The following is a 23,300-nucleotide window of genomic DNA, read 5'->3' as shown; positions in this document are numbered from 1 at the left end:
GTTTCTTTTTTTATATGTTATAAAACAAGTTGGGCACTAATAGTGCTAATTTAGAATTTTGATGAATTATTACGTTTTCGAATATTTAAACCATCATTTTTTTGATGTTGCTTAGACTTTAATTGATTTTTAATCTAAATCCGTTATATTAAACTTAAAGTAGAGCCGTTTTTATTTTATCTTATTTTTTTTCAAAATAAGATTTTGATTCTAAATTTGAGTTTTACAGTTAAAATTAATTACGATATGATACATTATTTGGATACTAGAATATCAAATTTAAGATATTTTGATCAAGGAGAAGGTGAAGTACTTGTTCTTCTGCATGGTTATTTGGAAGCTATTGAAACTTTTGATGCTTTTGCTAAAGACCTTGCAACAAAAGTGAGAGTTATTTGTGTCGATTTGCCTGGACATGGTCAATCAACACTTAAGTTGAAGCATGTTAATGTTGAAGATATGGCAGAAGCTGTTTGTGCTTTGGTTGTTGAGTTAAATCTAGGTAAAGTCCATTTAATGGGGCATTCTATGGGTGGTTATGTTGCTTTAGCTTTTGCAGATAAATATGCAGATAAATTAGCAAGTTTTAGTTTATTGCATTCTTCAGCAAATCCGGACACTGAAGAAAAGAAAGAAAATCGTAAACGAGAAATTGACCTTCTAAGCAGAGGTAAGAAAGATCTAATTTGTAATACGGCTATTCCTAACACGTTCTCTAAGCGTAATCAAGAATCCTTTTTGGGTGAAATTGATGTTTTGATAGAAATTGCATCAAACACAAAGGAAGAGGGAATAATAAATGCTCTTAATGCAATGATGAATCGTCCTGATAGGAATAAAATTCTTAAGGCTTTACAGATTCCTAAACATAGTTTTGTAGGTAGGGAAGATAATTTTATTCCTTTTGAAAAAGGGATGGAATGGGCTTATGATAATGGAATGAAACCAGTGATTTTTGAAAATTCTGGGCATATGAGTTTTATTGAGGAGAAAGATGCGTGTATAAATGCCGTTATAGAAATTATGAAGTAAGAATAAAAAAAGCTCCACGCTTGGGGGCGTGGAGCTTGGGTTTAGATCAGATTTTGAGAAAATATCTACCTGAGCTAGAGCTCAGAATTCAAATTAATCTGTTTAGGTTAATATAGAAAACTCATTTTCTATTACATATAAAATTTGATCAAGAAAAGGATAGCAATCACAATCATGATTGGTTTTACTTCTTTGTAACGACCAGTTAATAACTTAAGAATTACGTAAGATAGCATACCAAATGCGATACCTTCTGCAATACTCGATGTTAATGGCATCATGATGATTGTTAAAAATGCAGGTATTGCTTCAGTAAAGTCTTCTAAATCAATTTTGAAGATTGGGGACAACATAAACAAACCAACAATAACAAGAGCTGGAGCTGTTGCAGCACCTGGAATCATAATGAAAACAGGAGCAAATAATAACGCAATAGCAAACATAGCAGCAGTAGATAAAGCTGTCATCCCTGTTTTACCACCTTCAGCTACACCGGCAGCACTCTCAACATATGTTGTAACAGTTGATGTACCAAATATAGCACCAAAGAATGTTCCAATCGCATCAGCAAAAAGAGCTTGCTTAACACGTGGTACACGACCTTCTTTGTCTAACATGTCAGCTTTAGAAGCTACACCTACAAGTGTTCCGACAGTATCGAACATATCCACAAATAAGAATGTGAAAAGAACAACGACCATGTCTAAACTAAGAACATTTGAGAAGTCGAATTTGAAGAAAACAGGTTCGATTGAAGGAGGTACACTAATAAATTTATAACCTTCAGGAAGATGAGTAACACCTAGTATTACTGCTAGAACCGTAGAAACAAGAATACCAATAAGTAGAGCACCTTTCATTTTACGAGCCAATAATACACCAGTAATAATGATACCTACAAGACCTACTATAACTGCAGGATCTTTCATACTTCCTAATGAAACTAATGTAGCTGGATTGTCAACAACAATACCTGCGTTTTTTAGTCCGATAAAAGCAATAAATAGTCCGATACCTGCAGAAACGGCATGTTTCAAATTCAAAGGAATTGAGTTAACGATAAGTTCCCGAATATTGAATGCTGTAAGGATTAAGAAAATAATACCTTCAAGAAAAACAGCTGTTAATGCAAATTGCCAGCTATAGCCCATACCTAATACGACTGTAAAGGCGAAGAAAGCATTTAATCCCATACCTGGAGCCAATGCAAATGGTAATTTAGCTACAAGAGCCATAAATAATGTTGCTACAATTGCAGAAAGAGCAGTTGCTGTAAATACAGCACCTTTGTCCATTCCTGTAGCACTTAAAATATCGGGATTCACGGCAAGGATATAAGCCATTGTCATGAAGGTGGTAATACCAGCTATAATCTCAGTTTTGAGAGTAGATCCGCTACCTGTAATATTGAAATATTTATCTAACATGGTTGTTTAGAATTGTGAAATGTAGCTGGCATAATAAGCCAACTACTTTTCAATTATATTGTAATAATGGCGTTTATAAGAAATTCCACTTAAGAGCTAAAGTAGGACGAACTTTAAAATCGTCACCAGCAAAGTTGTTAGAAATTTCAACTTCTCCACCAAAAGAGAAGCGCTCGTTTACATTATACCAAAGTTGTGGCTCTGTTATAAAAACAAGTTCGTCAGCAACACTTCCTGCTGCAATTGCTTCATCGTCTCCATTTTCAGACCAAAGATCTGCAAAACCAGAGCATGTTAATTTATTATCAAACATGTTTACATACCAAGTTCCAGTTACTTGGAAGTTTGCTTTACCAGCATCTTTAATAGCTTTGTAACCTGCGTATGTTGAGTATCCCCATTTAGCATTTCCTTTAGAGTAGTTTAAACCGAAGATCCATGCATCGTTAATGGTATAACCAAAACTTCCAACATTGGTTACTTCAGCATTACCAACACCACCATTATATTCAATGTGTAGACCAATTGGCATTTTTTCAGTTTTTAAAACACGAGCAATCTCGAAATAACCTTGGTTAATTCCATTTTTAGAATCGTAATCAAAATCGACAAAGGTGAATGTGTTACCCCACTTGTCTACTTTAAACATTTCGAAAGTTGATGTGTAATGTCCTCGCTCAAAATCGCGGTGCAATTGAAAGTTCTGAGCATTTACAGCAAATGCTGAAAGAATTGCAAAAATTGTAAATAGTTTTTTCATCGGTTAAATAAAATGATTGTTTGGTAAAATGATTATATAATAAATGGTTGTTTATTCTGTAATAATATCGTTTAAGCTTTTAATAATATTGGGACAACCCGTAGCTTTTAATTTTTCTAGAGATTGATGTCCTGAAGCTATTAGGTAGCAGTGACAGCCTAAGCTTTGTGCTACTTCATAATCATGAGTTGTGTCTCCAAATAAGCAGACATCCTCAGCATTTAATTGATGTTTATGAAATAGGTTTTTTCCATTTTCAACTTTTGAGCTGGCATAAATATTATTAATGCCAGATATTTCGTTGAAAAACCCTTGAATATTTAATTCGTGAGTTGAATCATTAAGCATATTCATTTCCATAGCAGAAAGAATAAATTGTTTTTTGCCTTGTTGTTTAAATAAATCCAGCAAAATTCGTGCTTCAGGAAAAATATCTGATTGGGGTAAACGTTTTGTATAGTTTGTAATGAATTCTTGAGCAGTTATAGCCCAATCTTCTTTTTTGAAATCGAAACCAATTTTTTCGTAATAATCCTTTACCGGAAATGTGAATACTTCACGATAACTCTCACTAGTCAACAAAGGTAAATTGCGTTTTCTCAACATGAAATTGATACTCTCAATTCCAATTTCAATATCGTTGAGTAGTGTTCCGTTATAGTCCCAGATAATGGCTTTGTATCTATGCATTCGTATTTCTGTTTAAGAGGTTAGAAAATAAAAATTCTACCTGCTCCTGTTTAGAACATGAATGATATGGAAAATTTAGTTTTTGGGAAAAATTAAAATGTAGGTAGGATGTAAACGCTCTTTTTGTGGAAGAGAAGTATCTTTTTATAGATATATAAAGCACAGTAGTGCTGTGTTTACTAATAATGGTATTCATCCTTTCGTTTTTTGGCCGAATTAGAAATTCGGAGTTACCAGTTTCCCAGATGATGTATTTTTAAAACTAAGCTGCAAAAGTAGCGTTTTTTTTATTTTAAATCCAAATTGTAAACGTATTTTGATTCAATATTAATTGTAAGAGGCTTAATTATAGGTTTATATGTTGATGGTGAATTGCTATTTAGATTCAAAGAACGCTTCTATTCCAGGATAATTGAATTTTTCTTTTGCTATATCTTGAGGGAAAATCATATAAGTAACGTCTGCTTGTGAACCAAGTTTTCCATTATGGTCGAATATTTCGGTATGTATTTTTGCAAATTTTCTTTCTTTAGAAATCAATTTTGCTCGTACTGTAATTTTACCTTGATCTGTTAAAACGGGTCTTCTGTATTTTGCATTTAATTCAGTTGTAAGTCCACTGGTTTGACACTTCACAAATACAACCCAACTTGCTATTTCATCCATTATGGTTGCTTGAATTCCTCCGTGTAAAACATTTTTAAAACCCGAAAGATGTGCTTGTGGTTCCCATTCTGCGATAATATATTCACCATCTTCAACAAAATTCATTCTTAATCCCATGCTGTTATGTGGTGAGCAACCAAAACATTTGCCATTGTTATCATCTATATATGGGTTTATTATCTTTCTCATTGAGCTGAAGTTTTGATTTTAAAATATAATTAACAAATTTAATATTTCTTGTGAAAGACCCTGTTGATATAGTTATAAAATGTAGTGGTTTTCTGTTTTACTGTACGTACAGAATATGATCTCCAACTTTTGAAGTATTGTTTAGAAGCTTAGTTTTAATTGAAGCTTAATTTCTGATTTTGTATCTCCTGATATTTCTGCATTCCCCGAACCAATTATTTTTGAATTGGCATATTGGGTGCGTGCATATCTTAGATATAGACTAGCAGACCTGTTGAATTTGTATCTGAAGTTTAGGTAGAATCGCGAACCTTTGTTAAAATAAGGTGGTATCGAAAAAGCATATAGAATGTCATTTTCATAGGCATAAATTCGAGTATTATAAGAATCTGTATCGAAAAGAGCATAACGAATGCTTGTTGTAAATGGGAGACGGCTGTGCTTGTATATAATGTCTTGATAAACCAGATATCCACTCTCTTTAGCGGTTTTATTGTACTCAGATAGTTCTAAACGATTTCTAATTTCCCAATTCTCATTAAGTTTAGCCGATAAGTGTAAACGATATTGCTTTTTTGAAACATCAATGGGTGTTTTTATTATTTCATCATTTGAATTTTCTGGTTTCTTTTCATCTTTATATCTAAAGTAAATTGAAACTTCTTTTGTTGGATTATATTCAATTTGACAAAGGTAATCTCGACCTGTTGTGGGGGAGCTTACTCTGTATTTTAGCCAAGGGAATTCATATAAATCGTAATAAGCTAGTATTGTCCATTTAGGGTATGGATGAAATTCTGCTCCAAAATAAAAGCCTTCTTCATTCTGTGTTCCTGATTGTTCACCAAAAGCATTTCCATATAAAGCTTGATAATTTTTATCGTATTTACGGTAGATAACTTCTAAAGACAATTGCGGATGTGGCTGTAAGTTTAAACCTTGCAGAATAGCTTTTCCTCCAGATTGGCTTTTAGCGATTTCGCCATATAAATGGATTTTGTTGTAACGGGTTTCGTAATATGCGCTTAAATTGTAATTTCCGTCTCCCGAGAAGTCATAAATTTTAGTGATATCATCCGTTTTACTTATCAACTCTGGAGAAAAATGAGATTTAATAAAGGATGTTCCGAATTCTATTTGATCAAGTTTAAAAAGTAAGGTTCCTCCCCATGCTTTCTCATCGAGTTTGTCTTTTTTTTGTATCTCATTTTCTGTACGATGGAGTCCTGAGTTATTGATGCTTTGGGTTAAATTATTTTCAATATTTGCGTCTCGTTTTTTAAAAGAAGAAAAAGCAGTTAAGCTGATGTTTTTAATAGGGTCGATTCTTATTGCAGCTCCTCTGAAGAATAAGTTTTCATCCGTTGAGTGATAGGATTTGATACCTTGTTGCCGTTTTGCATTTTGAGTAGTGAATGTTGATTTTCTTGAAGCTAAACCAGACCAAAGACTTAAGCCTTGTCCAAATTTTAAATGGTAATCTCCAATGTTAATTTGTCGTATTTTACCCTTACCGGTATATTCGGCAAATGCTGAGTAGAAATCAAATCCTTCTGAATTTACATCCTTAAAGAAGGGTTCGCCAGCATCGTTTTCGGCAGTAAAACCAAATTCAATATCCTTTTTTGGGGAGCTATATTTGTAGCGCGTATAATATTTCCATTCCTTTCCCATATATTGGGCTGGATCTTCAGAACTTGTTGGACTTTCATCCTCAAAGTTATAGGATTTATATCCTTCTTCGTTTTCCAACGTTCTTTGGCTTCTGATAAGTATAAAATGTTTTGCTCTACTTTTTTGTGAAGGTTTTATTTTTTGCGAATCAATTTGAATATTCACAAAGGGACTAATTTCTTGAAGTATTGAGTAGCTAAAACCATCTAAGAATCTTAATTCATATAAACTATAAATGAGTCCACTTTCTTTTCGGTATTCAATTAAATTTTGAATCTGATAGTCAGATAAGAGATGCAATTCTTCTAAGTCTTCTTTACTTGCTTTGTTTAAGTTGATAGGGTTGTCAAACAATTCATTAAACTTTTCTACCAAATCTGTGTAGTCCAATTCTTCATCACTGTTTTCAGCAATGTTTTCTATTATTCTTTCAATAATATCATTTTTACTAGCCGTATTTTGTCCCAAAAGATTAGCACTCGAAAAAAGTGTAATGATTAGAAGTATAATGAATGCTTTAAATCGAAACATAGCTAAATATTAGAATGAGATGTTGAGATCGAAAGATGGTGTGTATCCTAGGTTTTGATGTTTAGAATAAGCCAAATTCATTTTTACTATTTTGTATTGATAGCCTAAACCAAAACTGATTTGGTTAGGTTTACTCGAAACACCTAAGCGAATGTAGAGATCTTTGACAATTTGGTGTTCTATACCAACTTTTACACGAGCGTCGTTGTCGAAATCTTTTTCGACTTCAGAATTGAGCATTGTTTCTTTGGATAAATGCCAAGAAACTCCCAAACGAGCAATGGTTGGAATAGCTTCATCAAAATATAACGTTTCAAATTTTTCTTGACTTGGGTTTGAAATATGAAACCCTAAATAGAAATCATGAAATATCTCGGCCAATAAACCAATTTCGAAGTTATACTTACTCTGTTCTCCTTCGATTTGATTTATCTTGATTCGCATTTGATTGATTTGAATACCTGCCCATAAGTGTTTGCCTAAAGCTTTTGAGTAGCCTAAGCCAATTTTACTTTCTTTGTATAAGTCAAAACCAAACTGTGTATAATTAAGGTTAAATCCTCCAAGCTTTGTAGGGTAGTAAAAAGCTAGGGCTTTTGTGCTTAAATCTTCAAGTTGAAATTGGTTTTCGTAAGAAACGCCGAATTCTATCTTTTTTAGTTTAGCCAATGCAGCCTGGTTGTTGTAATTACTCCATATATCAATATTGCCTACTGATGCTTTTCCCATTGCATTTGAACGTGCTCCACCTCCAAAATTATCTAAGGATGCAAAACCTAAATTTGATATAAACAATAGTCCTATAATTATATTGGTTGACTTCATTTTTTGTTCTTTATTTTTATAAAGTTAACTTGTAATTATTAATATGTCAATAGATGTGTTTGATTATTAATAAAATATGATGATAGGTGCTTTTGTTTGAGTAATTGAGTTAGTTCTGTAATTAATGGTCTTTTGTGGCTTAAAAGAACTTGTTGGTGCTTATTGGGTAGGTTAGATTAGTACGAATTCTAAATGCAATGAGCAAGCAATAATTCTAAGGAATAAGATAAAATCTAAATTGAAGGTTGATGAGCTTAGAGAATGGAATTTTAAAGTGAAAGAGCATGATGATAAGATGAAACTGCATCTAAAACCTATTAATCAAATTAATGCAGGCTATTGGCGTGGCGTGTGGTGAAAATCAAGTTAATGGTCAGACGTGTAATGTTGACGATTGGTTTTAATTAAATCCAACTTAAAATAAAAAAATCCGTAAAGTGATATTTTCACATTACGGATTTTTTTAGAATGTATCTATATTGTAGTTGAGAAACTTATTCTCAAACACGATAATCATATTTTACTGTAGCAAGTTCTTCGTTTGCCTTAACTATTTTTTGCTTAAGACTTTCTTTAAATTTGATGACTTCAACCTGAAGAGCTTCGTCGCCAGAAGCAATAATTTGGGCAGCTAAAATACCCGCATTCATAGCTCCATTAATGGCAACAGTTGCAACAGGAATTCCTGGAGGCATTTGTGCAATTGCTAGTAAAGCGTCCATTCCATCGAGGCTAGCTTTAATAGGTACACCAATCACAGGAAGTGGAGTCATAGCTGCAATAACACCTGGAAGGTGAGCTGCCATACCTGCGCCAGCAATAATTACCTTTATTCCATTGTCCATTGCACCTTTTGCAAAAACCTCAACTTCTTCAGGTGTTCGGTGTGCTGATAAGGCATTAATTTCGAATGGAATCTTAAAATCGTTCAAAATTTGGGCGGCCTTTTCCATAACTGGAAGATCCGAAGTACTTCCCATGATAATACTAACTTTCGCTTTCATCGTGTTTTATATTGGTGGATTTATAAAATTAATAACAAAAAATTGTACTTTTGTCGCCAAGTAAGAATTGTTTTAGTTCTATATGATCAACAGACATATGGTTGCTTTTGTTTAAAGCAAAATTGGAAAAAATATATGGATGTTGCAGTATGGTTTTAAAACTTTTTTTTTATCTTTTATATGCCTTATATTGACGACATTATAATTGTCTATTTGTTTTGACAGTAAAAAGTTGTTAATTGAAATGAGGATATAGAACCTTGATCTTATTTAAGTAAATTTTGTTGTTTACCTAAAATGAAATCAAAAATGAATAGTTGCAAAGGGAATATTAGTTGAGTTCCATTTGGAATTTAAAGAGGCGAACTCTTTCCGAAAAATTTGGGAAGGCAAATAAAAATATAGACAGATGAAAACTGTAAAACTTCTTGACAGAGAATTTAGGGTATCTATCCCGGCTGAGAAGATTGATAATGCTATTGCAGAAATAGCTGAGAAGATGAATAAGGATTTAGCTGGTAAGAATCCAATGTTTATTTGTATTCTTAATGGATCATTCATGTTTGCATCAGATTTGATGAAACTAATAACTGTTGAAAATGCTGAAATTACTTTTATGCGTTTGACCTCATACGAAGGTATGGGAACAACAGGTAAGGTCAAAAAATTAATGGGTTTTACTGAAGATCTTAAAGATCGAACAGTTGTTATTCTTGAAGATATAATTGACACAGGAATTACAATGGAAAACACATTGATACAAATCGATGAATATAAACCAAAAGAAGTTGTTGTTGCAACAATGTTGTTTAAGCCTGACGCTTTGAAACGTGATGTGAAAATTGACTACGTAGGTATCGATATTCCTAATGATTTTATTGTAGGTCGTGGTTTAGATTATGATGGTATTGGTAGAAATCTTCCTGATATCTATACAGTTATTGACTAGTCGTATTAAAAGGTGTGAAATTTAGTTGACTAAGAAATTAGTTAATACTGATATGCACTTATATTTATAATTGATTTTTTTAGATAAATTCTATGGTGAATGTCATCATGTTTGGACCTCCAGGTTCTGGAAAAGGAACTCAGTCTAAATTATTGCAAGAAAGATTTAATTTGATTCATTTATCTACTGGAGATGTGTGTCGAGAAGAAATCAAATTTGCTACACCCGAAGGTTTAGAGGCCAAAAGGTTGATTGATGGAGGGAATTTTTTCCCAGATAAGTTAGCATATAGAATTGTAGAAAAGTTTTTAGATCAAAATTCTAAAGCTAGAGGTATTGTTTATGATGGCATTCCTCGACATATTGGTCAAACAGAACATTTCGACGAAATGTTAGCTAGCAGACAAGGTAAAGTAAATTTGGTAATCGAATTAAAAGTTGATGAAGAAATTCTGATTCAGCGATTATTAAAAAGAGGCGAATCATCGGGGCGACTGGATGATAGTGGAAGAGAAGTTATAGTAAAGCGTTTGAGAATATACGATGATGTAACAGCTCCTATTGCCGATTATTATAAAAAACAAGATCTCTATTTTACTATTAATGGAATAGGATCACTCTCTGAAGTTTTTGAAAGAATAGCAGTTCTCGTTGAGAAAGTTTGTTTAAACGAAGAACTTAATATCGTATAAAGAACGATATATTTAAAGATATGACGCCTGCCTTTTTTTTGCATGTGTTGTATTTCACTTATAGCCTATAATTTGTTCTAATTGAGGCTAAAAATAACACAAAATGGCTGGATCTAATTTCGTAGATTACGTTAAAATATTTTGTCGTTCCGGAGCTGGTGGCCCAGGATCGGCTCACCTTCATCGTGATAAGTTAACAATGAAAGGTGGACCTGATGGTGGTGATGGTGGTCGTGGAGGCCATATCATTATTAGAGCTAATAAACAACTTTGGACTTTGATTCACTTACGTTTTAGCCGACATATATTCGGTAAAGATGGTGGTTCTGGTGGACAAAGTAGAAGTTCTGGTTTCGAGGGTGCTGATGAGATTATTGAAGTACCGTTGGGAACTGTTGCTCGTGATGCTGAAACCGGTGAAGTTATTTTTGATGTAACTGAGGATGGCGAAACTAAAATTTTAGTAAAAGGTGGACGTGGTGGTTTAGGTAACTGGAATTTCCGATCGTCAACAAATCAAACACCACGCTATGCACAGCAAGGTGAAGAGCGTGTTGAACGTGTAGTGATTCTTGAGCTTAAATGTTTAGCTGATGTTGGTTTGGTAGGCTTTCCTAGTGTTGGAAAATCGACTTTACTTTCTGTCGTTTCTGCTGCTAAGCCAAAAATTGCTGATTATCCATTTACAACTTTAGTTCCAAACCTAGGTATTGTTGGGTATCGCGATAATAAATCATTTGTAATGGCTGATATCCCTGGAATTATTGAGGGAGCTCATGAAGGTCGTGGTTTAGGTTTACGTTTCTTGCGTCATATCGAACGAAACTCAGTGCTTCTGTTTATGGTTGCAGCTGATAGTAAGGATATTCATGAAGAATATAAAATTCTTTTGAATGAGCTGAAAGAGTTCAATCCTGAATTGTTGGACAAAAAGCGTTTGTTAGCTATTACTAAATCGGATATGCTAGATGAGGAATTGAAAGATGAGATTCGTCTAGATTTACCAAATATTCCATGCACTTTTATTTCATCTGTGGCTCAGCAAGGTCTTGTTGAGTTAAAAGATATGCTTTGGACTGCAATTAATGAAGATAATGCTATAGCCGATTAAGCTTAGTAAATAGATAAGAAACTTGTTTTCTGATTTAGGCTTGGGAATGACCAAGCCTATTTTTTGCTTAAATCTCTGGCATTCTTGCTCTTTAAAATAGATGCAATAATTTGGAGTAGTCTTACGTTGTCATATTGTCCTATTTATACACATAAGCTTATTATGGAAACCTTACTTCAACTCGATAAAGAACTTTTAATTTGGTTCAATTCTTCTCATAGCCCATTCTGGGATGTTATAATGATGTTTTTTACTCGAATTGAGTTTTGGATACCTTTCTTTATTCTGGTTGCTTATCATATATTTAAATACAAAGGAAAAGAGGCTTGGTGGTGGCTAATTGGATTATCATTACTCATTCTATTTGGAGACTTAATATCAACTTATCTTTTCAAAAATATATTGCAGCGTTTACGTCCAAGTCACGAGCCTGCTTTATCTGGTATCGTTCATTTGGTTAAAGCTTATGCTGGCGACAAATTTGGTTTTGTGTCTTCTCATGCAACCGCTGTATTTGCTTTTGCAATTTACACATCACGACTTTTTAGAAATAATATTTACGCCATATTTATTACAATATGGTCTTTAATCATTGTCTATACGCGTTTGTATTTAGGTCTTCATTATCCATGTGATATTTTGGGTGGAATGGCTTTAGGTTTGGGAGTAGGGTTTTTCTTTTACAGAATTACGCGTTGGTGGGTATCACGCTTGTATCCACAAAAGCAATTTGCTCGTTTTAAGCAGGTGCTATCTAATTCTGATGCTGGTGTGTTAATTGCAGTAGTTGTTCTAGAGATGATGACGATAACTTTTGTAATTCTTAAATTATTGAAATTGGGCTTCTTTTAATGAGAGAAGAATAATTTTGTGATATTACTTAATTTGAGAATATCTTTTTTTGAAAAAAAGGAGGTAACCTGAAACGGGTAATGATGCACCCAATAGCCCCAAGATAAAGACAACTAATTTACCATATATTCCACCTATACTTCCAGTATGGATATCGTAGTTTAAGGACTTTAGTTTTTCGGCTCTGTTTTTATCTGAGTCTAAAATTGTATATAGAATTTCACCAGTTGAAGGATCTGCTAAATAATTATTTGTAAATCCAAACTTGTCATCATCAATACAAGACAATACTCGGATTGGTGAATTTGATTTTTGAGGAATAAAAAATATGTTTAAACCTAGTTCTTTAGGGTTTTGAGAGTCGATACTTTTTTTTAGTTTATCTAAACTGCAAAGCTGAAAGTTCCCAATATATTCACTAGGCTTTTGTTTGTTTTTTTTATAGTCAGGACTTATAAGGCGATAAACAGCTTTCTCGTATTTAGGAAATGTCCAGACAAGACCGGTAGTGCAACTAATAAGGAGTGGAATAATCACATATAACCCCATATTACTGTGCAATCTGAATGTTTGAGCTTTGCCCTTTAGTGAAAATTTGATGTTTCGAAAAGCCTTTTCCTTAAGCATCCTTATTTTTTTTGGAAACCACAAAATGAAACCTGTAAGTAAGGAGATAGTAAAGAGAATAACTGAATAGCCAATAATCAATTTGCCTAATGGTTTAGGAAGTAAGAGATGGCGATGAAGTCCTAAAATAATACTCCAGAAATTAGATTTATCTTTGTAATCCTTAATTATTTTGCCTGTATAAGGATCTATATATGTTATTTGTTTTTCACCCTGTTTTGAGCTCATAATACGAACTGATTTATTGGGAGATTGATAGTCGTAAATTCGTATAATAGGAAAGTCGGAATAAGTATTAAACTTTGCCACAAGAGTAGAAAGTTCCAATTTCGATTTGTTTGCAGCCTTAACTGAAACATAGGGCATGGCATCCTGAATCTCTTTTTTAAACGTATAGATACTCCCCGTAATGCAGATGATAAATATAACAAGTCCAGTTGTTAAGCCAATTATAAGATGAATTTTATGAGCGATGTATTTTAGCATATCAGGGTCTTTTTTTTTTACAAGCAAAAGGAATTGCATTCTTTATCGAGAATACAATTCCTTAAACTTAATGTTTGAACTAAAGTGTGTTTAAAATGTATATGACAGACTTAATTTTGTGTTGGCACCTTCGCCAGCTGGACTTTGATTTTTTAGTGGAGCCGCCCACTGTGCGCGTGTAGGTAAATAAAATTTGTTTAATAAATTATTTACAGCCAACGAAACTGAAAGATCTTTTCTCACTTGGTAAGAACTTGAAAAATTAAGAAGCGTATAGCCATTTACTGGCACTTCACGATAGTTATAGTTCCAACCACCATTGCCGTCTGATACAGTATTAAAGCGGTTACGATCGCCAACGCGAATCATGCGAAGAGTGGTCGTCAATTTTTCGTATGGCTTAACTGTAATGTAAGCTGTTAATTTAGAGGGAGCAATCAAATCTCCACCAATATAACTTAAATCATTTTTGTCATCCTTTGGATGTTTTAGTCCTTCTACATAAGTGTACGAACCTCCAAAAAGTATGTCTCCATTTAAATATTTAAAGTCAAGAGAAAATTCTGCCCCAAATATTTTCTGTGGATCTGGTGACAGTTCAAATCTATTAGTTTCGTTATTAAAATTCAGACCTGTTCCTAAATTCGAAGTCGAGTAATAACCAACGGCTTCTGCTCTTACGTGATCAAATATTGAGAGAAAACCAAATTCGTAATTATTTGTTAAAATGGACTTAAGGTTAATATCATTAACATTAGAAGCTAAAGCATCACGAAGTGTTCTGCCTAAATCTGGTAAAGAAAAACCTTGAGAATAGTTGACGTAAGGAATAAATTTGTCGTTTTCGATATATCGGATACCAAAATTGAATGACGTGTTGTTGAATTTTAAATCGTCTCCAGTTACATTAACCGGATCAGTAAAATTACCATCAGACTTAGAATCGTATGGTAGAGAAGTGAAATCTTTAATCTTAAGATTCATCTTATCATATCTTACACCTGTTTTAATGCTCCATACATCTTTAATCTTAATATTTGCCTGAAAATAGGGCGCGAAACTAATCATGTTCATGTTCGGTACCCATAATCTGCCATCCAAAAGTCCTTGATTGGTTTTGTCTTTTAAGATATCTAAGCCATATGTTAGATCCGTTTTTATTTCTTCAGAAATCTTAAGACTTGTTCTAAAATTTGGGCGTAAGCCATATTTCTCGGCATTAATTACTGATTGACCACCACCTACGAATCTATCAGAATAGAAAAAAATATTTTTAGATTTCTGAAAATAAACATCGGTACTAAAAGTGGTACTTTCCTTGAACAAATCCTTTGCCTGATAGCTTAAGCGTAGGTTCGTATTTGTTGGTCCATTAGGCTTATTTAAATTAGGGGTATCAGAAATTTCACCATACCCATGATTTAGAATATAGTCTCCTTCTTCATTCAGAACCTCGATGTTGGCATCTACAGGCGAAAAAGGAGAGTCCTGACGTGATCGGTAATGATTTACAACAAAACTTAAGTCTTGAGTTTCAGAAAAGCGGTACTCAATTTTACCCAATATGCTTACTGTTTCAGTATTGTCTAAGCCATAAGTTGGTAATAAAGCCTGACCGTCTGCATCATATTTATTGCCTGTTTCCTCGTAGCTTCCGCTTGCATAGTACGATAAATCGTTCAATCTACCTTTTAAAGATTGATAAATTCCAAAACCTTGTGCATCCTTAGTTTTCGATAAGTTTGAAGTTCCCCAAACCTGAGTGTTTCCTTCAATGATATTTTTAGAATGATTTTTTTTTGTGATGTAGTTGATAAAACCACCATCTCCGCCATTACCATAGATAGAAGTTGCACCTTTAATTACCTCAATACGCTCAATATCGTTAGGATTAATAGATTTCATGCCTACTTTTCCGTTTCGTAAAGTGGTTGTTTGCGGTATACCATCAACCATAACTAAGAGGTTTCTACCTCGCATTGTTTGTCCCCAATTCGACGAAGTTCCCGTACTTGGAGCTAAACCGGGTACGGTAAACTCAAGAATTTCATTAATATTCGTTGTTGTTTGCGCATAGCTTTCTAGTGCTTTTGAATTCACAATGCTTATAGAAGCTGGAATCTCTGATAGTTTCTCTGGATTTCTACTTGCTGAAATAACGATCTCATTAAGTAGTTCGTTATTAGGCTGTAATTGTAAATTTAATTGGCTTGTTTGATTGTTGATAATTGTTACTTCTTTTGAAATGGTGTAGTAACCTACCATGCTTATTTTTACAGTCCAAGTTCCTGCTGGTATTTCTTTAATTACATAAGCGCCTTCAAGGTCGGTTGACGTACCTGTTTTTAAATTGGCAAACCAAACACTTGTTCCTGGTAATGCCAAATTATTTTCATCGGTAATAGTTCCTTTTAATAAACCTTGTCCGTAAGAGAGTGTACTAAATAATACAAGTATTATTAGTAAGTAAACATTTTTCATGATGTGAAATTTAGTTGTATTAGGGTAAATAAGACAGATGTGTCTTAATGCGTTTATTGATTACAGGTGACAAAATTATGGAATCACGCATTCCTCACAATACCGTATTGTAGGTATTTTTGATTAGATTAAATAAGAATAGTAAGTTACGTGATATGTGAATTTATTATTCGTTTCTTCTCATGTTGCTACTGTTTTTTACCCTTGCAATTTATACATCACGACTTTTTAGAAATAATATTTACGCTATATTTATTACAATATGGTCTTTAATTATTGTCTATACGCGTTTGTATTTAGGTCTTCATTATCCATGTGATATTTTGGGTGGAATGGCTTTAGGTTTGGGAGTTGGGTTTTTCTTTTACAGAATTACGCGTTGGTGGGTATCACGCATGTATCCACAAAAGCAATTTGCACGTTTTAAACAAGTGTTGGGAAATTCTGATGCAGGTGTTTTAATTGCAGTAGTCGTTTTAGAGATGGTGACAATAACTTTTGTGATCCTTAAATTATTGAAGTTGGGATTCTTTTAGGCATATCAATTTCAGGATATAAATCTATTCCTCTTTTTTAATTTGCTTGATTTTAAAGCCATGTAAAAAATCAATATATTTTTCACTAGCAATCATAAATGGAAAGTAAGAACAAATAAAAAGGCCAAGTATCATTCCAAAAACTTGAATACCATTTAAATTGTCGAAATCTGTGATTAAGGTATATACTATTTTTCCAAATAGTAGGATGAAAAGACAAATGGGAAGCACTTTCTTAATCATCTTAAAGTGTATTCGTTTATTATTTATGTTTCCAAAAACCAGGAGTGAATATAACTAAAAAACTTAATACTTCAAGGCGTCCAATAATCATAAGAATAGGCAGAATTATTTTAGCGATATCAGAAAGATGAGCAAAATTAGATGCAGGTCCTACACTTCCTAATCCAGGACCAATACCTCCCATGGACGTAATAGATGCACTAAAAGCTGAAGCCACATCGAGCCCAGTAGCGAGTAAGCATAAACCACCAATAAAAAATATAAAGAGGTAGATAAAAATAAATGTTATTATAGCATGTACCTTATCTTCAGCAATTACTTTTTTATTTATTTTAATTGATTTAACTTGATTTGGATGTATTTGTTGGTTGAATAACCTTGATATTGTTTTTACAGCCACAACATGTCTTATAACTTTTATACCACCACCTGTAGAACCAATACAAGCTCCTACGAACATCAGTAAAAAGATAAGTAGCCAGCACGATTGATGCCATTGTAAATAGTCTGCCGAAGCAAATCCTGTTGCAGTGATAATTGAAATAACTTGGAAAAAAGAATCACGAAAAGCTTGTTCAAAAGGTAATCCGTCCTCGAAATAGAGTACTAAGCTGATGAAACTACCAACCAAGAAAATAATGGCAAGATAGGTTCTTAATTCGATGTTGTTTATTAAGCTTTTAAACTGTCCTTTCAAAAGGCCATAATGCAGCGCAAAATTGATTCCTGATATTAGCATGAAAAACATCATGACATATTGAACAAAAGGGGAATAGAAACCTGCACTTGCATTTTTAGTGGAAAAACCTCCAGTTGCAATACTTGCAAAAGCGTGGCATAAACTTTCGTAAAAATTAACCCCTCCGAGCATTAAAATAATTGTCATTGCTACGGTTAAACCAATGTAAATACCCCATAAGCGTTTAGCCATAGATGAGGTTTTTGGCATTAACTTACTTGAATCAATGCCTGAAGATTCACTTGAAAAAAGTCGATATGATGCAATTTGTAAAGAAGGGAAAATGGCAACTGTTAATACGATAATACCCATTCCGCCTATCCAGTGTGTTAGGCTTCGCCAATATAAAATGGCCTTAGGTGCTGCTTCTATATCGGTTAAAATAGACGAACCAGTTGTTGTAAAACCAGATATTGACTCAAAAAGGGCATCAATAAAACTATGTGTTGTGTGACTAAACCAGAAGGGTAAGCTGCCTGTAACCCCCATAATAATCCAAATTGCAGAGGTTAGTATATAGGCTTCTTTAGATCCTATGTTTTTGCTATACCCTTTTGTGAAAAAAAGTAAGCTTAATCCTATAATCAATGGAATTGCTATCGATTCTTCAATCGCCAATAGAATGCTGTATTCATGAAAGTAAATAATCCAAGGGATTATTGTCGTCATAAAAATAGATAATATAAGAAGCATGCGTCCAAGTATATTTAGGACAAATTTAAAATTCATAAAGCTCTAAATTTAGCCTGCAAATGTATGTAAATTAATGAATATCGTATTGTTATAGATGAGAGTAATTGTGTTTTTTTTTTATGCAATGGTTTGTATTGATGTGTAGGCTTTTATGATTGTTTTTCTAGATTGTTGATGTCATAAAGATTGGCTATGTATATAATTCACCTATATTCATAATGTATTTGATGGAAATGAAATCTGCTTTATTGATCCTATTGTTGAATGATTTTGAATAAATATATTGTTTTTAACAACTTTTATAATGGGATTTCTTTTATCAACATCTTGATTACTTCTTTATACAGTTTCTAATTATTAGACTGTTGATAAACTCCTTTCGGAAAAGCCATTCTTTTAGTTATATTTGTGGGTGGCTGATTTTCCTGAATTATTTTGATCTCCAAAAATCTCTCGAAGAGGTGATAATTCATATTTAATCGGTTTATTGGGAGTGTGGGTTGTTATTAAGCTGATTCACTTTTAAAACCTACCTTTTTTTGTTAACATTTTGATCATTTCAATAAATGGCAGCTAAATATTCAGAAGATTCTATTAGAACACTTGATTGGAAAGAACACATTCGTAAACGTCCCGGTATGTATATTGGTAAGTTGGGTGATGGTTCTTCTCATGACGATGGTATTTATATCCTTATTAAAGAGGTTATCGATAACTCTATCGATGAATTTGCGATGGGTGTAGGGAAATCAATTTATGTTGATATTACTGATCGTAAAGTTTGCATTCGAGATTACGGACGTGGTATTCCTTTAGGGAAAGTTGTTGACGTAACATCGAAAATGAATACGGGAGCCAAGTATGATTCTGTCGTGTTTAAAAAATCGGTGGGTCTGAATGGAGTCGGAATTAAGGCTGTAAATGCACTTTCAAGCGAATTTGTTATAGAATCATTTCGTGAAGGAGAAGTTAAAAAGGTTGTATTTTGCAGAGGTGAATTAAAAAGTGAAGATGACATTCTACCATGCGAAGAAAAGAATGGGGTTAGAATAACCTTTAATCCTGATCCGGAAATGTTTTCCAATTATCGCTTTATAAGCGAGTATATTGAGACTATGCTTAAGAATTACGTTTATCTTAATGCAGGTCTTTCCATATATTTTAATGGTAAGAAATTCTTATCAAAGAATGGACTTCTTGATTTGTTGCACGAGAATATGAATAGTAAAAGTCTATACGAAGTTATTCACCTTAAGGGTGAAGATATCGAATTGGCTATGACTCATGGACAGCAATATGGCGAAGAATATTATTCATTTGTTAATGGACAACATACAACTCAAGGTGGTACACATTTAGTCGTATTTCGCGAAGCTGTTGTAAAAGCAGTGCGTGATTTTTATAAAAAGGATTTTGATATTTCTGATATCAGAACTTCCATAATTGCGGCAATTAGTATCAAGGTTCAAGAGCCTGTATTCGAATCTCAAACAAAAACTAAATTAGGATCGAAAGATATTGGTCCTGATGGTCCATCGGTTCGAAATTTTATTATGGATTTTGTGACGACCAACTTAGATAACTATTTACATAAGAACCCAGAAGTAGCAGATGCTCTTCATCGAAAAATTATAGAGTCGGAGAAAGAGCGTAAAGCTATTTCAGGGATTAAGAAAATAGCGAAAGAGCGAGCTAAAAAATCAAACTTACACAATAAAAAACTTCGTGATTGTCGTGTTCATTTTAATTCGACTCACGAGGATAAATCAGAAACTAGTATTTTTATTACCGAGGGTGATTCTGCAAGTGGATCGATTACAAAATCACGATCGGTAAATACTCAAGCTGTGTTTAGTTTAAAGGGTAAGCCTTTGAATACCTATGGTCTAACTAAAAAGATTGTATACGAAAATGAAGAGTTTAATCTTCTACAAGCAGCCTTGAATATTGAGGATGGTCTAGAAGGTTTACGATACAACAATGTGATTATCGCAACGGATGCCGATGTCGATGGGATGCACATTCGATTGTTGTTAATTACTTTCTTTCTTCAGTTCTTTCCTGATGTCGTGAGAAGTGGTCATTTGTATATATTACAAACACCATTATTCAGAGTTCGGAATAAGAAAGCAACAAAATATTGTTATTCTGACGACGAAAAAGAAAGAGCAATGAAGCGTTTGGGAGCGAATCCTGAAATTACCCGATTTAAAGGTTTGGGTGAGATCTCTCCTGACGAGTTTAAATATTTTATTGGGAAAGATATTCGATTAGATCCTGTTTTAATGAAAAAGGAAGAATCTGTTCCTGATATGCTTTCTTATTATATGGGTAAGAATACACCTGATAGACAAAAATTTATTATTGATAATTTGCATGTTGAACGTGACGAAATAAATGAATCATAGTTTTAATGCAATATTGTTAATAAATAAGATAGTTAAAATACAAACTAGTTATAGACTAGCAGAAATAAAATTGAATATCAATGAGTACCGACGAAACTAACGATTTAGAAACCCCTGAGGAAAGAGACGATCAAAACGGAGAGCAAGGCTCTGAAGCCTTACGAAATGTGACCTATTTGTCGGGAATGTATCAGAATTGGTTTCTAGATTACGCTTCATATGTAATTCTCGAACGTGCCGTTCCTTATGTGAATGATGGCTTAAAGCCTGTACAACGTAGAATTCTGCATTCAATGAAAAAACTTGATGATGGTAGATACAATAAGGTAGCTAATATCATTGGTAACACGATGCAGTTTCACCCTCACGGTGACGCATCTATTGGTGACGCTTTAGTTCAGTTGGGACAGAAAGAATTGTTGATAGATATGCAGGGTAACTGGGGGAATATTCTAACTGGTGATTCTGCTGCTGCACCTCGTTATATCGAAGCCCGTTTATCTAAGTTCGCTCTTGAGGTTTTGTTTAATCCTAAAACGACCAATTGGAAACAATCTTACGATGGTAGAAACAAAGAACCAATAACTTTACCGGTTAAGTTCCCATTGCTTTTAGCACAGGGAGTTGAAGGTATTGCTGTTGGATTGGCTTCTAAGATATTACCTCATAATTTTAATGAACTAATAGAAGCTTGTATCTCTTATTTAAAGGGAGAAGAGTTTGAAATTTACCCAGACTTCCCAACAGCGGGCATGGTTGATGTAAGTCGATACAATGATGGCTTACGTGGTGGTGCTGTTAAGGTGAGGGCGCGTATTAAGAAGATTGATAATAAAACCCTTAAAATTGTTGAAATTCCCTTTGGAAAAACAACATCGACTTTGATTGAATCAATAATTAAAGCGAATGATAAGGGTAAAATTAAGATTAAGAAAATTGATGACAATACTGCTGCTGATGTTGAAATTTTGATTCAGTTGGCTAGTGGTATTTCTTCGGATAAAACGATTGATGCTCTGTACGCTTTTACTGATTGTGAATATTCAATTTCACCCAATGCTTGTGTTGTTGAGGATGATGTTCCGAAATTTATAGGTGTTCAAGAAATTCTGAAACATTCGGCTGATAAAACGGTTGAATTATTAAAACTTGAACTCGAAATTCGTAAATCAGAACTTGAAGAAGCTTGGCATTACGCATCATTGGAGCGAATATTTATTGAGAATAGAATCTATCGAGATATTGAAGAATGTGAGACTTGGGAATCTGTAATCAAAACGATTGATAAAGGTCTAAAACCACATGTTAAGCATCTCATGCGTGCTGTTAATGAGGAGGATATTGTTCGATTGACTGAAATTAAGATTAAGCGTATTTCTAAATTTGATATCAATAAAGCGACAGATTATATCCAATCTATTGTAGATGAAATTGAGGAAATAAAAGTTCATATAGCTAATATTATACCTTTTACAATTCGTTATTTCCAGTCTATAGGTAAGAAATATGGTAAAGGTAAAGAGCGTAAAACAGAGATAAGAAGTTTTGATAGCATTGTAGCTAGTAAAGTTGTTGTTGCTAATGAGAAACTTTACGTAAATTATGATGAAGGCTTTTTAGGTACAAGTCTTAAAAAGGATGAGTATTTATGCGATTGTTCTGATATTGATGATGTTATTATCTTTAGAAAGGATGGTACTTATTTTATAACTAAGGTTACTGATAAATTATTTATAGGTCAGAATATTATTCATATTGCTGTATTCCGTAAAAACGATAAACGAACGATATATAATGTGGTTTATCGTGATGGTAAGGCAGGTTTTTCGTATGCAAAACGTTTTAATGTAACAGGTTTAACTAGAGATAAAGAATACAATTTAACGAAGGAAACACCAGGTTCAAGAATTACTTATTTTAGTGCTAATCCTAATGGAGAAGCAGAAATTATTAGAGTACTCCTTAAGCCTCAAGGACGAATTAAAAAATTGAATTTTGAATACGACTTTGCTGATCTTTTGATTAAGGGACGTGCTTCAATGGGGAATATTTTAAGTAAAACTCCAGTGCAGAGAATTACTCTGAAACATGAAGGTGTATCAACTTTGGGGGGAAGAAAAATTTGGTTCGATCCAGATGTTCTTCGTTTGAATACTGAAAAACGAGGCGATTTTATTGGGGAGTTTGTTGGAGATGATCAAATTCTAGTTGTTCTCCAAAATAATACATTCTATTTAAGCAATTTTGATTTAAGTAATCATTATTCTGATCAGATACGTATTATTGAAAAATTCGATGTGAATAAGGTTTGGACAGCTGTCTTTTTCGATGCTGATCAGGAATATTATTACTTGAAACGTTTTACAATGGATGGTAATGCTAAAATGCAGGGATTCATTGGAGAAAATAAAGCGAGTAAATTAATTTGTTTATCAGATCAGATGTATCCTCAATTTGAGATTAAATTTAAAGGCGCTGATGCTGATAGACCAGTTGAAAAAATTGATGGCGAAGACTTTATTTCAGTAAAATCATTTAAGGCAAGAGGAAAGCGTTTAACAACTCATGAAGTTGGAAAAATAAAGGAAATTGAACCTTTAGTTCGCGAAGAAGATATTGAGGATGCTGAAATTGTTGATGAAGCGAATTCTGTAGCAGAAGATAAGAATGCTTTAGAAGATTAAA

Annotated in this window: 19 protein-coding genes; 8 read left to right on the top strand and 11 right to left on the bottom strand. The window is 33.4% G+C overall.

Annotation, left to right across the window (positions count from 1 at the left end):
• Positions 1–246 precede the first annotated feature (246 nt).
• A complete protein-coding gene (locus tag EMN46_RS01370) occupies positions 247–1,032 on the top strand; it encodes an alpha/beta fold hydrolase (protein ID WP_154198875.1) in 786 nt (261 codons plus the stop codon).
• A 131-nt stretch (positions 1,033–1,163) separates the two neighbouring features.
• Here EMN46_RS01370 and EMN46_RS01365 read toward each other — a convergent pair whose 3' ends face one another.
• From EMN46_RS01365 to purE, 7 genes are all read right to left on the bottom strand, one after another.
• Positions 1,164–2,459: an NCS2 family permease gene (locus EMN46_RS01365; protein ID WP_154198874.1), complete on the bottom strand. Its 1,296-nt coding sequence runs from the start codon at positions 2,457–2,459 to the stop codon at positions 1,164–1,166.
• Between the two features lie 73 nt (positions 2,460–2,532).
• On the bottom strand, positions 2,533–3,219 hold the full coding sequence (locus EMN46_RS01360) for a DUF5020 family protein (protein WP_154198873.1): 687 nt from the start codon (positions 3,217–3,219) through the stop codon (positions 2,533–2,535).
• 51 nt (positions 3,220–3,270) lie between these two features.
• Positions 3,271–3,909 carry an HAD family hydrolase gene (locus EMN46_RS01355; protein WP_154198872.1) on the bottom strand — a complete coding sequence of 213 codons (639 nt, stop codon included), beginning with the start codon at positions 3,907–3,909 and terminating at the stop codon, positions 3,271–3,273.
• A gap of 375 nt (positions 3,910–4,284) precedes the next feature.
• The gene (locus EMN46_RS01350) at positions 4,285–4,764 is read right to left on the bottom strand and encodes a PaaI family thioesterase (protein WP_154198871.1); all 480 of its coding nucleotides are present in this window, start codon (positions 4,762–4,764) and stop codon (positions 4,285–4,287) included.
• Between the two features lie 141 nt (positions 4,765–4,905).
• Positions 4,906–6,969: a helix-hairpin-helix domain-containing protein gene (locus tag EMN46_RS01345; protein ID WP_154198870.1), complete on the bottom strand. Its 2,064-nt coding sequence runs from the start codon at positions 6,967–6,969 to the stop codon at positions 4,906–4,908.
• A 9-nt stretch (positions 6,970–6,978) separates the two neighbouring features.
• Positions 6,979–7,794: a hypothetical protein gene (locus tag EMN46_RS01340; protein ID WP_154198869.1), complete on the bottom strand. Its 816-nt coding sequence runs from the start codon at positions 7,792–7,794 to the stop codon at positions 6,979–6,981.
• 500 nt (positions 7,795–8,294) lie between these two features.
• Positions 8,295–8,798: a 5-(carboxyamino)imidazole ribonucleotide mutase gene (gene purE, locus EMN46_RS01335; RefSeq protein ID WP_154198868.1), complete on the bottom strand. Its 504-nt coding sequence runs from the start codon at positions 8,796–8,798 to the stop codon at positions 8,295–8,297.
• A 409-nt stretch (positions 8,799–9,207) separates the two neighbouring features.
• Here purE and hpt point away from each other — a divergent pair, with 409 nt between their 5' ends.
• The 4 genes from hpt to EMN46_RS01315 all read left to right on the top strand — a co-directional run bounded on the left by hpt (position 9,208) and on the right by EMN46_RS01315 (position 12,402).
• On the top strand, positions 9,208–9,747 hold the full coding sequence (gene hpt / locus EMN46_RS01330; RefSeq protein ID WP_154198867.1) for a hypoxanthine phosphoribosyltransferase: 540 nt from the start codon (positions 9,208–9,210) through the stop codon (positions 9,745–9,747).
• Positions 9,748–9,839: 92 nt separating this feature from the next.
• The gene (locus EMN46_RS01325) at positions 9,840–10,439 is read left to right on the top strand and encodes an adenylate kinase (protein ID WP_154198866.1); all 600 of its coding nucleotides are present in this window, start codon (positions 9,840–9,842) and stop codon (positions 10,437–10,439) included.
• Positions 10,440–10,542: 103 nt separating this feature from the next.
• A complete protein-coding gene (gene obgE, locus EMN46_RS01320; protein ID WP_154198865.1) occupies positions 10,543–11,550 on the top strand; it encodes a GTPase ObgE in 1,008 nt (335 codons plus the stop codon).
• 162 nt (positions 11,551–11,712) lie between these two features.
• Complete coding sequence (locus EMN46_RS01315) at positions 11,713–12,402, top strand: phosphatase PAP2 family protein (protein WP_154198864.1); 690 nt, start codon at positions 11,713–11,715, stop codon at positions 12,400–12,402.
• A 24-nt stretch (positions 12,403–12,426) separates the two neighbouring features.
• On the opposite strand, the gene EMN46_RS01310 is transcribed toward EMN46_RS01315, so the two are convergent.
• Together EMN46_RS01310 and EMN46_RS01305 are read right to left on the bottom strand one after the other, a co-directional pair.
• Positions 12,427–13,515 (bottom strand): PepSY domain-containing protein, encoded by a 1,089-nt coding sequence (locus EMN46_RS01310; RefSeq protein ID WP_195715154.1) that lies wholly within the window; start codon positions 13,513–13,515, stop codon positions 12,427–12,429.
• 90 nt (positions 13,516–13,605) lie between these two features.
• Positions 13,606–15,996 carry a TonB-dependent receptor gene (locus EMN46_RS01305; protein WP_154198862.1) on the bottom strand — a complete coding sequence of 797 codons (2,391 nt, stop codon included), beginning with the start codon at positions 15,994–15,996 and terminating at the stop codon, positions 13,606–13,608.
• 182 nt (positions 15,997–16,178) lie between these two features.
• On the opposite strand from EMN46_RS01305, the gene EMN46_RS01300 reads away from it, so the two are divergent.
• Positions 16,179–16,532, top strand: coding sequence for a phosphatase PAP2 family protein (locus EMN46_RS01300; RefSeq protein ID WP_154198861.1), 354 nt, complete (start codon positions 16,179–16,181; stop codon positions 16,530–16,532).
• Positions 16,533–16,556: 24 nt separating this feature from the next.
• On the opposite strand, the gene EMN46_RS01295 is transcribed toward EMN46_RS01300, so the two are convergent.
• Both EMN46_RS01295 and EMN46_RS01290 read right to left on the bottom strand, forming a co-directional pair.
• Entirely contained in the window at positions 16,557–16,775 is a 219-nt protein-coding gene (locus tag EMN46_RS01295; RefSeq protein ID WP_154198860.1) for a hypothetical protein, read from the bottom strand.
• A 19-nt stretch (positions 16,776–16,794) separates the two neighbouring features.
• Positions 16,795–18,243, bottom strand: a complete 1,449-nt coding sequence (locus tag EMN46_RS01290) for a TrkH family potassium uptake protein (protein ID WP_154198859.1) — start codon at positions 18,241–18,243, stop codon at positions 16,795–16,797.
• A gap of 530 nt (positions 18,244–18,773) precedes the next feature.
• On the opposite strand from EMN46_RS01290, the gene EMN46_RS01285 reads away from it, so the two are divergent.
• Together EMN46_RS01285 and EMN46_RS01280 are read left to right on the top strand one after the other, a co-directional pair.
• A complete protein-coding gene (locus EMN46_RS01285) occupies positions 18,774–20,615 on the top strand; it encodes a DNA topoisomerase IV subunit B (protein WP_154198858.1) in 1,842 nt (613 codons plus the stop codon).
• An 80-nt stretch (positions 20,616–20,695) separates the two neighbouring features.
• Positions 20,696–23,299 carry a DNA gyrase/topoisomerase IV subunit A gene (locus EMN46_RS01280; protein WP_154198857.1) on the top strand — a complete coding sequence of 868 codons (2,604 nt, stop codon included), beginning with the start codon at positions 20,696–20,698 and terminating at the stop codon, positions 23,297–23,299.
• Position 23,300 lies beyond the last annotated feature (1 nt).

It is taken from the genome of Ancylomarina sp. 16SWW S1-10-2 (genome assembly GCF_009669305.1).
GTDB lineage: Bacteria > Bacteroidota > Bacteroidia > Bacteroidales > Marinifilaceae > Ancylomarina.
Note: the sequence above shows the minus strand (reverse complement) of the source record. Positions and strands in the feature narration are given on the sequence as shown.

What these genes read in the sequence shown, in the direction of transcription:
- EMN46_RS01310 (WP_195715154.1), bottom strand. Translation starts at nt 13,515, where the DNA reads ATGCTAAAATACATCGCTCATAAAATTCATCTTATAATTGGCTTAACA.
- EMN46_RS01345 (WP_154198870.1), bottom strand. Translation starts at nt 6,969, where the DNA reads ATGTTTCGATTTAAAGCATTCATTATACTTCTAATCATTACACTTTTT.
- EMN46_RS01305 (WP_154198862.1), bottom strand. Translation starts at nt 15,996, where the DNA reads ATGAAAAATGTTTACTTACTAATAATACTTGTATTATTTAGTACACTC.
- EMN46_RS01280 (WP_154198857.1), top strand. Translation starts at nt 20,696, where the DNA reads ATGAGTACCGACGAAACTAACGATTTAGAAACCCCTGAGGAAAGAGAC.
- EMN46_RS01360 (WP_154198873.1), bottom strand. Translation starts at nt 3,219, where the DNA reads ATGAAAAAACTATTTACAATTTTTGCAATTCTTTCAGCATTTGCTGTA.
- EMN46_RS01365 (WP_154198874.1), bottom strand. Translation starts at nt 2,459, where the DNA reads ATGTTAGATAAATATTTCAATATTACAGGTAGCGGATCTACTCTCAAA.
- purE (WP_154198868.1), bottom strand. Translation starts at nt 8,798, where the DNA reads ATGAAAGCGAAAGTTAGTATTATCATGGGAAGTACTTCGGATCTTCCA.
- EMN46_RS01290 (WP_154198859.1), bottom strand. Translation starts at nt 18,243, where the DNA reads ATGAATTTTAAATTTGTCCTAAATATACTTGGACGCATGCTTCTTATA.
- EMN46_RS01300 (WP_154198861.1), top strand. Translation starts at nt 16,179, where the DNA reads ATGTTGCTACTGTTTTTTACCCTTGCAATTTATACATCACGACTTTTT.
- EMN46_RS01285 (WP_154198858.1), top strand. Translation starts at nt 18,774, where the DNA reads ATGGCAGCTAAATATTCAGAAGATTCTATTAGAACACTTGATTGGAAA.
- EMN46_RS01315 (WP_154198864.1), top strand. Translation starts at nt 11,713, where the DNA reads ATGGAAACCTTACTTCAACTCGATAAAGAACTTTTAATTTGGTTCAAT.
- EMN46_RS01340 (WP_154198869.1), bottom strand. Translation starts at nt 7,794, where the DNA reads ATGAAGTCAACCAATATAATTATAGGACTATTGTTTATATCAAATTTA.
- EMN46_RS01355 (WP_154198872.1), bottom strand. Translation starts at nt 3,909, where the DNA reads ATGCATAGATACAAAGCCATTATCTGGGACTATAACGGAACACTACTC.
- EMN46_RS01325 (WP_154198866.1), top strand. Translation starts at nt 9,840, where the DNA reads ATGGTGAATGTCATCATGTTTGGACCTCCAGGTTCTGGAAAAGGAACT.
- hpt (WP_154198867.1), top strand. Translation starts at nt 9,208, where the DNA reads ATGAAAACTGTAAAACTTCTTGACAGAGAATTTAGGGTATCTATCCCG.
- EMN46_RS01295 (WP_154198860.1), bottom strand. Translation starts at nt 16,775, where the DNA reads ATGATTAAGAAAGTGCTTCCCATTTGTCTTTTCATCCTACTATTTGGA.
- EMN46_RS01370 (WP_154198875.1), top strand. Translation starts at nt 247, where the DNA reads ATGATACATTATTTGGATACTAGAATATCAAATTTAAGATATTTTGAT.
- obgE (WP_154198865.1), top strand. Translation starts at nt 10,543, where the DNA reads ATGGCTGGATCTAATTTCGTAGATTACGTTAAAATATTTTGTCGTTCC.
- EMN46_RS01350 (WP_154198871.1), bottom strand. Translation starts at nt 4,764, where the DNA reads ATGAGAAAGATAATAAACCCATATATAGATGATAACAATGGCAAATGT.